General features: G+C 58.0%; 8 protein-coding genes and 6 pseudogenes. 4 read left to right on the top strand and 10 right to left on the bottom strand.

Features of this window, described 5'->3' with window-relative positions; all coding sequences use genetic code 11:
* Positions 1-4 precede the first annotated feature (4 nt).
* Positions 5-316, top strand: a pseudogene (locus E2I15_RS39945) (ISNCY family transposase); the annotation flags it as partial.
* Positions 317-1,077: 761 nt separating this feature from the next.
* Here the strand turns inward: E2I15_RS39945 and tnpC are convergent.
* From tnpC to tnpA, 3 genes are read right to left on the bottom strand one after another with little or no spacing between them, the layout of a single operon-like run.
* A complete protein-coding gene (gene tnpC / locus E2I15_RS38395; protein WP_137483045.1) occupies positions 1,078-2,649 on the bottom strand; it encodes an IS66 family transposase in 1,572 nt (523 codons plus the stop codon).
* 52 nt (positions 2,650-2,701) lie between these two features.
* Positions 2,702-3,055: an IS66 family insertion sequence element accessory protein TnpB gene (gene tnpB, locus E2I15_RS38390; protein ID WP_137483046.1), complete on the bottom strand. Its 354-nt coding sequence runs from the start codon at positions 3,053-3,055 to the stop codon at positions 2,702-2,704.
* Positions 3,036-3,509, bottom strand: a complete 474-nt coding sequence (tnpA, locus tag E2I15_RS38385; RefSeq protein ID WP_170991767.1) for an IS66-like element accessory protein TnpA — start codon at positions 3,507-3,509, stop codon at positions 3,036-3,038. The genes tnpB (E2I15_RS38390) and tnpA overlap by 20 nt, the downstream gene beginning before the upstream one ends.
* Positions 3,510-4,395: 886 nt before the next feature.
* Between tnpA and E2I15_RS38380 the strand changes: the two genes are divergently transcribed.
* Complete coding sequence (locus E2I15_RS38380; RefSeq protein WP_137483047.1) at positions 4,396-5,238, top strand: 2OG-Fe(II)-dependent halogenase WelO5 family protein; 843 nt, start codon at positions 4,396-4,398, stop codon at positions 5,236-5,238.
* Between the two features lie 120 nt (positions 5,239-5,358).
* On the opposite strand, the pseudogene E2I15_RS38375 reads toward E2I15_RS38380, so the two are convergent.
* From E2I15_RS38375 to E2I15_RS38350, 6 genes and pseudogenes are all read right to left on the bottom strand, one after another.
* Positions 5,359-5,740, bottom strand: a pseudogene (locus E2I15_RS38375) (transposase domain-containing protein); the annotation flags it as partial.
* A 196-nt stretch (positions 5,741-5,936) separates the two neighbouring features.
* Positions 5,937-6,095: pseudogene (gene tnpB / locus E2I15_RS39940) on the bottom strand (IS66 family insertion sequence element accessory protein TnpB); the annotation flags it as partial.
* 355 nt (positions 6,096-6,450) lie between these two features.
* Positions 6,451-6,764: pseudogene (locus E2I15_RS38365) on the bottom strand (transposase); the annotation flags it as partial.
* A 295-nt stretch (positions 6,765-7,059) separates the two neighbouring features.
* Positions 7,060-7,875, bottom strand: a complete 816-nt coding sequence (locus tag E2I15_RS38360) for an IclR family transcriptional regulator (RefSeq protein WP_137483050.1) — start codon at positions 7,873-7,875, stop codon at positions 7,060-7,062.
* A 743-nt stretch (positions 7,876-8,618) separates the two neighbouring features.
* Positions 8,619-8,753, bottom strand: a complete 135-nt coding sequence (locus E2I15_RS39640) for a hypothetical protein (RefSeq protein WP_276487333.1) — start codon at positions 8,751-8,753, stop codon at positions 8,619-8,621.
* A gap of 821 nt (positions 8,754-9,574) precedes the next feature.
* Positions 9,575-10,627, bottom strand: coding sequence for a KamA family radical SAM protein (locus E2I15_RS38350; protein ID WP_137483067.1), 1,053 nt, complete (start codon positions 10,625-10,627; stop codon positions 9,575-9,577).
* Between the two features lie 606 nt (positions 10,628-11,233).
* Between E2I15_RS38350 and E2I15_RS39935 the strand changes: the two are divergent.
* Positions 11,234-11,627 (top strand): annotated as a pseudogene (locus E2I15_RS39935) (transposase); the annotation flags it as partial.
* 76 nt (positions 11,628-11,703) lie between these two features.
* Here the strand turns inward: E2I15_RS39935 and E2I15_RS38345 are convergent.
* Positions 11,704-11,970: pseudogene (locus tag E2I15_RS38345) on the bottom strand (transposase domain-containing protein); the annotation flags it as partial.
* A gap of 251 nt (positions 11,971-12,221) precedes the next feature.
* Here E2I15_RS38345 and E2I15_RS38340 point away from each other — a divergent pair.
* The coding region (locus E2I15_RS38340) for an IS110 family RNA-guided transposase (protein ID WP_155262806.1) at positions 12,222-13,396 on the top strand (1,175 nt) is incomplete at its 3' end.

The raw sequence follows: 13,396 nt of genomic DNA, 5'->3' as shown, positions 1-13,396 counted from the left end.
GGAACTGAACTCTGCTTTGGCGCGGCGCTATAGGATGCCTGGCCGTGTCGAAAAGGGCCGCATCCTCGACGAGTTCGTCGCGATCACGGGTTTCCATCGAAAACTGCGGTGCGGTCGCTGCGCTGCAATTTTGAGGGCCAGACAGCGGGGCGCAGCAATCGTCCGCGTATCTACCAAGACGCGGAGAGAAACGCGCTGATACTGCTTTCGGAGGTTGCAGACCGGGTGTGCGGCAAGCGTTTGAAGCCTCTGCTCCCGATCTTGATCGAATCGATGGAGCCGCACAGCCATATCGACCTGGCATCTTGGATTCGGGCCGAATATTGTCGATGGGCGCGGCCGATGCGTTCGTTGAACAAAGCGGTCGAGGCGCGTCGCTCTGTAACAAGTGCTCTGCGACGCAGCATTCCTAATCGGACTTCAGCGGATTGGGGGATCCCGCCCCCGAGTTCTCGGTCGCCCTCCCGGATGCTTCGAGTATCGCTTTGACCATCTGTCGAATGCCATCGCATGCTTTGGCAGACGATAACCGTCGATCACGCGCCCCGCTATGAAGATATCGCTTTGACCGCCGCCGCCATATTTGTCTATGTAGGTGCACTTCATGGGCTACTTCAGTTGTTCCTGCAAAGGGCGGAAACGCGGCCGCTTAGTCGTACCGCTGTCGGCGAGAAAGCGCATTCACCAAACTCACGCGACGACCTCGTCATGGTGATCGTCAGCGGCCGGCGAGATCACGGGTGCAAGCACCGACGTCAATTTCTTTAGGTTGCGTTGGAGTTTGGCCGAAAATCGCTCCAGCCGTCTAGCTCTGCCCGCAATATTCTCGCACAGTTTGTCGTCGACCAATCATTAGACGCCGCTCGGAACGTGAATGCCCAATCGGTACGCCAACCATACGGTCAGTAACGCCGCTCTGTCGTAGCAGGCATTCGCTTCTCTTCGCTTGGCGTGCTTTGCGGTTGCCTTGACCTAAGTCCCGAGCCGAAGTTCGTTGGAGCGTAAGCGCGATTTTCCCCGCACGTTGACGCCGGCGGTTTTGATGGATTGCGCTAGTATCGGGCGATACCGGGCCGTTCAGGCAGTGGCGGCTTTGTGGAAGTTGAAGGGCAGCAGGTCGGTAATATCGGCGTCGCCGGCGCGCTGAGGCGATTCGGTGAGGACGTGGCGCAACCACGCTAACGGCTCGACACGTGAGGCGCGGCAGGTCAGCATCAGGCTGTAGACGACGGCACTGGCCTTGGCTCCGTCCACGGTATCGCTGAACAACCAACTCTTCCTACCAGTTGCAAAAACCCTGATGTCGCGCTCCAGAAGATTGTTGTCGATCGGCATGCTGCCGTCCCCGGTGTAGCGCGTCAGATATTCCCATTGGTTTCGGGTGTAGGATACGGCGTCGCCGAGCTTGCTGTCAGGCAAGACCTTCGGGGCCATGTCATCGAGCCATACCTTGAGAGCGTTGAGGATGGGGACACTATGTTGCTGGCGGAAGCGGCGAATGCAGTCGGCCTGTGTTTCACCCTTCTCCGGTATTCCGTCCCGCGCCTGCCTTTCAACCCGGTAGAGCTGGTCGAAGAACCGCAGCGCCTGCTCGGGCGGACCGCCGCCCTTCTTCCTCGCCCTGAGGGCATCGACAAAGCGCCGCCGGGAGTGGGCCATGCAGCCGATGTGGGTGGCCCGTTCCAGCGTGCGCCATGCGGTATAGCCGTCACTCATCACGATGCCGCGGTAATCGCCGAGGAAGGCCTGCGGGTGGATTTGGCCGCGGCCCGGCTGATAATCCAGAAGAACGATGGGCTCGTGACTGCCCTTGCCGCTGCGATAAGCCCACATATACGATGTGCTGGTGGCCTTTTTGTCCTTCTCCTTGAGGACCTGAACCGTCGTCTCGTCGCCATGAATGAGAGGCTGCGATCTGAGCCGCAGCTTCAGGGCGTCATAGATGCGGGAGAGATGTTTCTCGCTCGAGCCGATCACCCAGCGCCCCAAAGCGCCGCGGCTGACCGGAACGCCGGCGCGTTCGAAGGCCTGCGCCAGGCGGTAGAGCGGCGTGCCATCGACATATTTATGAACCAGCGCGAACGCCAGCGTTGAGGCCGTGGCAACGCTGCCCGGCAGCGGCTGCGTCGGCATCGGCGCAGTCACGACAGGGGCGTTGATCCCGGTGTGATCGCAATGGCGGCACGCATATTTGAAGCGTACGTTCTGTAAAACCTTCGCCTTCACCTCGATATGAAGTTGCTCGGTGACAGCCTCGCCCATGCGATGCATCTGGCCACGGCAGCAAGGACACGCCTTCTGATCGTCGGGCAGGTCATACTCGACGCGCTCACGCGGCAGGTTCGCCGGCAGCGGCCTGCGGCCGCGCTTCTGTCCCGTTGTGTTTTCGAGGGGTGGCAAGCCCGTGTCCGGAAGTTCGGCGATATTGTTCGTTTCACTGCCGGCGTCATCCTCATCGGCGGCCTGCTCGGCTTCATTGAAGAGACGATCGACGTACTTTTCGCTGCGTGGCGCAAAACGATGCAGGCGTGCCAGCGCCAGTTCTTCCTCGAGTTTGACGACGCGGTCGGCGAGTTGATGGTTCTCCGCCTGCAGCGCGGCAATGCGCGCCAACAGCTCTTCAACACTCGGATCGCCGGTTCGATTCATCGGATTCTTGAATCTGAACCGTACCGACGCGTCAACCGCTCAACTCGAGAGCTCAGCCGGCAACCTGATATTGCCGCACCGGATGGCGGACCATCGCATCGATATCGATGCCGTCAAGGATCCAGTGCAATTGCTCGGTCGTCAGCGTGACGACCGCCTCCTGGCGGCGCGGCCATCGGAACTTGTCCTCGGTCAGCCGCTTCAGGACCAGCACAAAGCCGGACCGGTCGAAGAACAGCAACTTCATCCGGTCGCAGCGGCGATTGCAGAACGCAAAAACCGCCGGAGTGAATGGATCGAGCGCCATCGTCTCCTGGACAAGGACCGCAAGGCTGTTGATGCCAGCCCGGAAGTCGATCGGCTCACGGTGCAGATAGACCTGCAGGTCACCGCCCAGTCTGAACATGGCCCAGTGCTCCGATGATCGCCGTCAATGCATCCACATCGCCGCATTCCAGCGCGAGCTTCACGCCGTTCGGCAGCGACACGCTCACTTTGGCCGGAGAACAAAAAGCCGGAGTCCCTTTGGGTTCCGAACCACGCACTTCATCGCAAGTCGCCGGCAAATCCACCGTCGCCACGCTGTCCCGCCGCGACAGGGCTCGATCGGCGGACCCCTCAAGCTGAACCGGGATGAACGCCGGGCGTGAGGACGGCGGCAGCGACCTGGTGGCGGTGTGCTTCTTGATCCACTTCCGAAGGAGGTTCGCGTTGACCCCATGTTCGAGTGCAAGCCTCGATACCGAAACCCCAGGCTCAAGGCAGGCCGTGACAAGACGCTCTTTCGATGCCGCCTCGTAGCGCCGGCGACCGTTCCGGCCAACAAGCCTGACCCGCAGTTTCTGATCATCCGCTGCCATCACAAGGTGTCCACCTATTTTGGTGGACACCTCATGCATCAGATCACTCAAAAGCAAAAGGTGCGGAGAAATTCGCGCTTACGTTGGAGCGGCGTTCGTATCCACAGCTAGCCGCCTGCTCAACAATTCGATCGCACTTCTCCATTCTGTCGAGATAGGCTGTCCTGAGCTCTGCCATGCACCGAAGGACTGAAAGGCGCTCGATTTCCGAAATCGACGATATGCGTCTACATGACAGGATGCGAACCAACTCTGAATTACAGAATACTACCAGCGTTGGTAGGCTCGTTGCTGGCTTTTCTCAGCTAAGAAACTGGCGTTATTGCGGGAGACACGAGTCAAGCAACGTAAGTTTAGGCCATCTGTATTTATCTACACCTCGCGCAACTGAGAGAAGCCTGCTCGGTCAATGAGCCACTTCCTTGGATGGAGTGATCGGGAGCCACGCAATTTGCCTATCGTCGAAAGGCTAGAAAAAGAAGTCCGCTTATGACGATCTCTATTGCAACTCGGGTCTGTACCCATCTGCCATCTCCTCAGCGGACATCTACCCTCCCAAGCTGGGCCGCTGAAACGCAGATTCGACGACATCGATCACGCTGCCGACAGGATACTGAGCGACGCGAACACTTCTTTTCTAGATTGCGGTTTCGTGAGGCACGATACGTGCTGACGGCATGTCGCTTCACTCCCTGGCGGTGTCTGGCTCGGCATCGGCAAGGAAGGAGGACGGCGTTGCTCACCACGATGTCATCCGTGCGCCTTACGACGGTATCAGAACCGAGCTTTCGATCGCGACGTCATCAAAACTCCTCCCCGCTGATAACCATCACCGATGAACGATTGTTGCATCGCCATGCTCAATCCGCACTGCAGGAGCAAGCCAATGGAAACTATTCAAGCATCTCGAGCGCCCGCCATCTCGCCTCTTAAAATCACGGAACGAACCGGCTCGATCAGCATTCCGGAGATCATCTTAGTCCTGAAAGGTGACATCACTGGTCTGCACATCAGGCAAGCGTTCAGTATCGAACTAGCCGAGCAGATCACCACAAATTTTACCCGCAATCCAGGTCTTAAGGAGCGCAAAGATGGCGTTCCGGGACAATATGTCGGCGCATCTCATTATAGAAAGGATGCAGCTACCTATTTCGCGGAGTCGGAGAATGCGCGCCCCTTCGTCGATGCCCTTTTTGGCAATTTGGTCGATCCGGTCCGCGGATTATTCGACGCATTGAAGCGCGAGCTTCACAATCAGGGTATTACATTGCGGCTGGCCAGCTCGGTGCACGGTCAGGCGAATGTTTGTTGCGCTCTCTGTTGGTCTGGTGCTGCCACGTATGCCTTGGAGCCTCACGACGACGTCGCTCAAGTCCTATGTGCCGGAGCCGATTACGAGCTTCCTGCGGCGGGGAAAAACACCGTCGTTGCACTCAACTTGTATACCAGCATGGCTGAGGAAGGGGGCAATCTGCGGATATGGAGCCATAAGCCGACGGTCGCAGACCGAAAGTCGCAGGGGGTGGAGAAGACGGGCTATCCCTATTCGGCAGCTTATCTCGAGGCTATTCCTTGTCGCGACTTCCAGCTGAAGGCTGGGGATATCACCCTGATCGACGGCGGTTTCATTCACGGAGTCACCCGACAATCAGGCAACGGAAAGCGTCGCCTTCTGCTGCACAGCTTTCTTGGGTTTGCGCGACCAGATCTTGTTCTCTGGTGGACTTAAATTTGGACATTGCAATGTCCAGTCGTGCCGCAGGCCAGCCATTGACGAGCTTCCCCAGCAATCGCTACTGAGCTTACAGGTCTCGATTAACGAAGCTAGGACTGCCCTCTCGGCGCCCTCATAACAGGCGCGGCAGGTCAGTTTTGGCCAGCGGGTCGCAATCACACTGTGTTGCACCGGAACGATGTCGAGCCTTTGACTCTCATCGCGGCCAATCTCAACGAGATCGCCTTTGCAGGACGAGCAACAGGTGTCAGCCGGCAGAACGGTTCGACGATGCGCGGCAAATGCTCCGGTAGTTTGCCACGGTCAGCCCTTGCGCTTGACAGTTCTCTTCTCACAGGTTCTGGGATTAGCGTGATCCTCGGCCGCTCCGAGAGCCGCGACGGCCTTTTCGATGTTCCCCAAACAAGCTTAAGCTGGTCAGCGTCCAACTTTTCGACGATCGACCGAACTGCAGCTCGGCTGGATCGCTCGGCAACTCATCAGGCAAGTCACTCACTGGCCCGAGTCTGCCATGCTTCAGCTCCCCAATGCAGCGAAGATTCTATATCTTTACGCAAACGATTTCGGCTGCGGGATTCGGGGGTGCATGCATGGGCTCGAATCCATGCCGGCCGGAGCGTCCACTGCTCGGCATTCATCCGCATCGCGCCGGCCACGGCGGGAGCCATTTGAAGCCGCCACCATCGAGCCGCTTAACGTACATCACAAGGCCGGCTCCATCCCGGATGATAAATCTTCACCCGACCGGCGCGCTTTGCACGGAAGATCGCCGCCCCCTTCATCGGGTCGTGGCCCAGCGTCTCCTTCGCCATGAGTGTCAAGCCATCCGCACCCTTCCGGAAGTCCACAGGTTGGGTCGCGACCTAAATCGTGAGGCTCGCGGGCAGCGTCAGCATGAACGTATCCGTCGGAGTGCCATGAATACATCGCTCAACACATAAAAGCCAGCCATGCACCTCCACTCGTGGCCCCCGAAACCCGACCGTAAAAACGCTGCTACCCGCGATCCCGCGGACTCCGCGACCGCTAGTGGCACCGATTCCGATACCTAAAGGTACGAACAATAATATATCTGACACGCGACGACACAGTCGTCTTATCTGTCAGAATGGTCGTCCGTTGTGAGCGCCCTTGTCGAAAATGGCTCTTCTAACGGCGTTCTCAAGTCTGCGCACAAACAATCTGAAGGGCCACGGCGCCACACTTACGATCGAACACTAGCCGGTGCTGGAAAAGCTTCTCGCGCAGAGGAACTGGTAACAGGGGTTCTCCAGCCACCGCCCATGCAACGCCGCGTCGGAGAGGTCGTAGGTGTGCTTGAGGATGGCAACTCCTGTCATCAGCCGCGTCGACAGCAACGGCCGGCCTGGCTTGTCCTCGTAGTACGCCGGACCGCTCCTCGAGGAACTGTCGATCGTCCGCGAAAGCTTCACCAGAGCATGGTTCATGTCGATGATCGCGACAAGCCGCGAGCGGAGAAGATCGGCTTGTCCGCTGTCCCGTCGTTCCTTGGGTCGCATCGTCCCCTCCAATGCGATCACGGAATCACGACCCGCGATTCGAGGGAATCGCGAAAATGAAATTGCAAACTTTCGGACCTTCAAACCCAAAAAGCTCGCAACATCAAACGTCGTTCCGCTTCGAAAACCGAGTCCCGCTCAATGGCTTGGGAGGTTCTTCACGGTCGACGATTTCGCTGAAGCCTGGCAGCTTAATCAGAGCCGCAGCCTCAATGACGCTGTCTGTCGTCCTTCACGCTCGAGATCTCGATTTGGAATCCTGCGTCGGTCGGCGTTTGTAGTAGCATGCGACGAATCACGTGGGCAGAGTACCGCGATATCCAAGGCGCCTGGAGATAGTCGCCGCCGCATCTACAATGAGAGGCGCGAATTTTTGTCCTCTTTCTTGAGTAAAATGAAAAACGGGCATGGTGACGGAAATCGCCGCGGTAGCCCTTCCCTTCCTATCATGGATGACGGCCGCGATGGTGGCGGTCTCGGCAGCGAACTCCCCTACATTCAGCGCGTAACCTCGCTCTCGAATCTGACGCAGCTCGCGCTCAAGTGCCTTCGCCGTGGTGATCGTCCGGTCCGTATACGATTCAAGGCCGAGCGCCACGATCTCTTGCACGGTTGAGCCAGGCATCTGCGATAATATCGCTTTTCCAGTGGCTGTGCAGTGCGCTGGGTTGCGGCGCCCTGGTGCCGCGATATGCTTGATAGGTCCGGGGCCAAGTACTGTCTCGACGTTGATAGCCTCGGTCTTTTTCCAAAGACTGATTGAGGCCGTTTCTCTCGTGCGATCGGCAAGTTTCTCGAGATAAGGTCTCGCCACGCGCACCACATCAAGCTCAGTAAGAAGTCTGCTCGCCAGCGCGATAAGCTCCAGTCCGAGCATAAACCGTCCATTTTCTGCGTCCCGCTCGACGAATCCGTTGCGCTCCAGCGTCGCCAGGGTCCTCGAAACCGAGCTTACATGCTTTCCTAGCCGTCGCGCAATCTCGTTTACGCCGATAGGCCTTTCACTCGCACCGACAATCTTCAGCAGATCTAATGCGCGCTGCACCGTCGTAACCTCGCCGCTGGCTCTATCGCGGGTGGTCGGGGCCGCAGAATGTTTTCCAGAACTCATTGACGATACCTCCGCTTCCCTTCATAGGCCCCAATTCCCTTAAACGCGGCAACGCAATCCGGCTCGTTTACCTCGCTGGGAGGCGCGCTCTTGCCCTTATTGATTAGTCTCAACAACAGCCCGGACGACGTCACGACCGCCAATGTGGTGCACCATTTGATAGCCGCCGCTCATCTTCTTCGGCTACAGAGCGAAACTCTTGCGGCAATTGCCTAGCGAGAATGATCTAGTAGCCCATTCTATTGTTCGATCGCTCGCTGCTAAATCGACTTGTTCCCCCGCGAGCGGCAGAGTGACAGCCCAGCAGTCCGCAATGCGTAGCAGTTGGTCGCAATTCGACGCATGTTTAGCCTTAGGGACGCAAATCCCGAAATACCGCGTATGGGCTACATCGAGAACGCGATTGATCAAGCTTGAGAAGTTGTATCCGGCCGTCGTCGCGGCCTGAAGATCAGCGCCGAACAACCCTGCTTGTGAGTTGATCTCCAGTGACAAATGGCTGGCCTCAGCGCTAAATGCTCGTTGCGGTCTCACGTCGTAAGATGTACTTCGCGAGCGCCGAAGTCTTGCTGCACCAGAGGCAACACCTCGCCCCCTTCGTTTCCAGGCCGGCCGCCTCGGATTTCTCGCCCCTCTATATATTCTTCCACGAGTGCTTCCTGCGCATGTTAGACGATCAATTCTACGGCCTCCCTCATTCGGGTCGGAGCTCACGCGGAGTTGCAATCCTACATTCTTTGACTCTAACGCCACTTCACTACCAGTGGAATGCGCAGGTCGCCCGCGCTCTCAATGCCGCGACGCATCACGCGAAAGTTCGGAATCGGCACGTCGCGATCGCGCATCAGCGTCTTGGCGATCAGCTTGTCGAGTGCCATTCCATTCCCGAGGTTGCCGCACGCTCGCCGGTGTAGGGCACTCCGGCCAAATCGAGCATCGCCGGAACGGGGGCCAACGGCGCTCGCCCTGCATTCCAGTCGCCGAATTGAAAACGATTGCGGGATGGCTCGTGTGGCATAAACAGCTGTGGCGATAATATTCATTGCCTTGGCAGAGCAGCGTTTCGTGTCCGGTCTCTTGGAGTGCCGCTACTATCCGTTCGACCACATCGAAGTCATATTCCTCCCGACAAGATTGACCGAACAGGTTAATCACGACCGTGCAATCATCATTCCGCACGGCGACTGCTCGCATGAGCTACTCCTGGATGATTGGCCGCTCACGTTCATGCCCTCGGACTTTTAATCAAGCCAACAGCTCATCTTCACCTCGAACGCCTTCATTTCCATGCAATCTGCGCGCCACTAAAGAGACGGTGAGCAAAACGGAGAAAGATGTCGCGCCAACGATGTACGTTTACCCTCAGTGTGTCAGCTATCTCCAAAAGCAAGATGGAAGACCTCATGTTGTGCCGGGCGAAGACGACTGCAGGCGCATGGGATTGTCCATCAATGGACCGCGTTTGACCGTCGATGGACGAACGAGCAATATGGTTGTAGCGCAGCTCGATGTATTGGGCTCATGGGCGCAAAGTATCCAAGCCGCGGTTCTCGCCGGGTCAAGCGAGCATTTTCGCCACCGGCTCGGCGCTAGTGCGATTGGAAGACGTCACCACGTCCTCAAACCACTATCGCATGGAAAGCCGGCCCTCCCGCTCCATGCGCTTGGGTCGGTTGGCTCCGTCGCGCCCATTTCGATCTCATCCCTCGGGCAACTCATCCAACCAGCAGGCGCCCTCGACGTACGGCCGCGAAAATATCTTTCCGATGTTCTCAGGAGTCTTGTTTTGGTGATAGCGCATATACACGCGCCCGTCGGCTCCGAGATCTAGGATCTCGATCTTGCCTGTGTAATGAGACATAATGTATTTGAATGTCTTTTGAGGGCCGGCGAGACGTTGGCTGGCACATCGCGCGATCTCTAATCCGCGACGCAGTGGAACCTGAAAATGCGATGCCCCTTTTACTGGTCTGCCCTGAAAGAGATAATAGGGGCGAACACCTATCTGGTGACACTTGTCGAAGGTTGCCGCCAAGATTTCGGGATCATCGTTGACTTTCGCGAGAAGCACGGACTGGTTGAGGAATTGCACGCCCTGTGCGTACAAGAAGCGAATGTTGCGCTCCGCATCGACCGAAATTTCACCGATGTGATCGAAATGTGTGACTATCACTCCGGTCTTGCCTGCTTCACGGATCCGTTCGAATAACGCGGGCAGAGCTGGATCCTCGAATCGCCTGGGGTGAAAGGCGACTATCTTTGTACCGAATCGAATTGACTGCAAATGTCGGATCGGTAGCAGATGATCAAGAATATTATCCAGTTTGGCGGTGCTGAGCACGAACGGGTCGCCTCCCGATAGCAGCACGTTCGTCATCTCAGGATGGCCGCTAATATATTGTGCCAGCCGGGCGAAATCAGGTGCGATTTCATTGGAGTCCTTGCCTACCAGGCGTTTGCGAAAGCAAAAGCGGCAATATGAGGCACAACGGTCCGTGACCAGCAACAACCCGGTCTGGGCGTACTTGTGCTGAAGTCCGGGCAGCACCGTATTGTCGTGCTCGCCGCTCGTATCCAGACTGCCGGGACTTTCGAACTCCTCTAACGAGGGTTCTACAATGTGCTTAAGTTGCTCATAATGACCACCGTTGCTGATGTGTTCACGATAGAAATCCGTGACATGATGACGCGTTATGCTGTTGGCTTGTAGCTCGCCCTCGGTAAGGACTCTGGTTCCCTCGATGAATTTCACGACCACACTTTGCAACCGCGGGACCGCACCTGCAGGCTCTCTCGCATTGATTTCGATCGTCCGAGCACGTTTCATATGAACACCTCGTCCGGAGGAGGCCCCTACGGCCAATACGAACTCTTCGGGATGTCCCAGCAATCGGCGTGCCACGAGACTTTTGCGAGCGTTGCTTGAAAAAGGCAAAGACATTCTCGCGTCGCGCGGCGTAATAATCTCAGTGCGTCGCGTTTCGGACCTCACCGTTTTCAACCGAACACGACAACCCGAACGGTCGAACGACCACAGTTGCCGAATACCTAACTCGGAACATCGGCTGGCGATCTTACTAAGAACGCGCTTGGCATCGGAACATCAACTAGCGCGATGCCATTTGCCCATTTGAAGTGAGGATCTAATGGAACGGCATTCGCCAAGCATGCCGGCGCTATAATTGGCGTGGGTTGACTTAGTGTGGTTGGGAGTCTTGAAGACCACGACATATATATGAAGTCACGATCGGCATCGCCTCTTCGAATGATCTTCGTGAAGAGGAGAATGTCCTTCACGCTAGGACGACGGCACGGATACCGCTACGGGCGATCTTTTGTGGGCCGATCTCATCCATTTCCGCTCGATGTCGTGCTGATCGACGCGGGTTATGGCAACAACCACGGGTTGACCTATGTGGCGGGTCATTCGAGCACAACGGTATGGGGGCTCGGCACGGCCCCTTGCCGCCGAAGCCGTGGTCGGGGCCGCGGCTGTCCATCAAAACTGATGCGCCGCAAACGTCAGCATCAGCCAGGCGCTCGCGATCGGCCTGCGGGCCAAAGCTTGGCGCACCATCACCTGGCGGCAAGGAACGAATGAAAAGCCGAACTCGTGGTTTGCCAGCGCGCGCGTTCGCGCCGCGCATGGTGAATGGTTGCTGATCGAATGGCCGAAGGGCGAGGACAAGCCCGCCAAATACCGGCTCTCGACATTGTTGGAGGATGTGGCATTTCGGACGCTCGTTGGAACGTACGCATGCGACGAAGGCCGCCAGATTGACGCATGCGCGCGGGCACGGCGAGCTCTATGATGGCGTTGAGTGAGGGTCAGGCGGCCTGCTCGGTAGGCTTATCGGTTTGGCGCAGGAGCTTCCATTCCCAGGGCAGCAGTTCGTGCAGCCGCGACGTGGGAAGATCGGCGATCCGGGCGAGGACGTCGGCGAGCCAGGCCTTGGGATCGACGTCGTTGAGGCGACAGGTCGTGATCATCGTCAGCATGATGGCGGCACGGTCGGCACCACGCTGACTGCCGGCGAAGGTCCAGTTGCGCCTTCCCAAGGCGATGCCTCTCAATGCGCGCTCAGCGCAATTGTTAAAGGGCATGATGTTTTCAGCGCTCAAACCCGGTGGAGAGGACCGGTCGTCCGGATTAGTCTGTGCAAGCCGGGATAGGGGCGCTGGAGCACGAAACGGTGGCAGGCCGCCATGACCATGAGCTGTGAGCTCGCTTTGTTACTTGGCCGCCCCTACGACTTGCCCGGCTGCGCTGCGAGCGCGGATCCGTAGATGTCGTGCAAGCCACTGGCTCCTGAGACAAAGGAGAACCAAGCATGCAAATCGTCGGCATGGACATCCACCGATCGTTCGCCCAGGTGGCGATCCTGGAGGACGGAACAATAATCCGACAGCTGCGCGTTGATCTCGTCCACGATCGGCTTGTCGCCTTTGCCAAGACACTCAGCCTCGAGGATGAGGTGGTCATCGAGGTGACGGGCAACAGCGCGGCGGTCGAACGTATTCTGCGCCCGCACGTTAAGCGCGTCGCGGTCGCCAATCCGAGGCTCGTTCGGGCGATCGCTTATGCGCGAGTCAAAACCGACAAGGTCGATGCTGGGACGCTGGCAAAGTTGCATGCTGCCGGCTTCTTGCCGGAGGTCTGGGTTGCTGACGAGGACACCTACAGCCGACGGCGACAGATGGCCGAGCGCGCTGGCGTCTTGGCGCAGATCATCCAGATTAAAGGACGCATGAAGGCTATCCTGCATGCCAACCTCATCCCACCCTACAAAGGCTATCTCTTCGGCAAGCGCGGACAGCATTGGCTGGACAGTCTGCCTCTTCCATCGGAGGAGCGTGCAATGCTCCGGCGTCTGATCGCGGAACTCGAACGCGTGACGAAGCAACTGTCGGAGATCGACAAAGTCGTGGCCCAGCAGGCTCTGGACGATCCACGGGCTCTCAAGCTGATGACGATCCCCGGCGTGAGTTCGGTCGTCGCATCGACTGTGCTGGCCTCGATCGGCGACATCGCGCGCTTCCAGTCACCGGATAACCTCAGCAGCTACTTCGGTTTGACCCCTCGAGTTCGGCAATCGGGAGAGCATCCGGCAAGGCATGGTCGTATCTCGAAACAGGGCAATCGTGACGCCCGCAAGATGCTGGTTGAAGCGGCCTGGTCGGCCAAGACGGCGCCGGGGCCTCTGCGAGCCTTCTTCAACCGCATGCAGAAGAAGCATGGGCCTGGAGTCGCGGCCGTCGCGACGGCACGTAAGCTCGCAGTGATGATCTGGCACGTCCTGACGACCGGGAAAGATTATGCTTACGCACGACCGGCGTTCACAGCGATGAAACTCCGAAAGGTGGCACTCAAGGCTGGAGCGCCTCGTGCCTATGGCAAGGCTGGCCCGGGTCGGGACTACTGGATCAAGGAACTGCGTGAGCGGGAAGCTGGCTACGTCGCACGCGTCGAGCAGGCGTACGAGCGGATGGTGGCGGCCTGGAAGGAGAAGCCAAAAAAAGT

Source organism: Bradyrhizobium sp. BR2003 (assembly GCF_009720285.1).
GTDB classification, from domain to species: domain Bacteria; phylum Pseudomonadota; class Alphaproteobacteria; order Rhizobiales; family Xanthobacteraceae; genus Bradyrhizobium; species Bradyrhizobium elkanii.
This window is presented reverse-complemented; position numbering and strand designations above follow the sequence as displayed.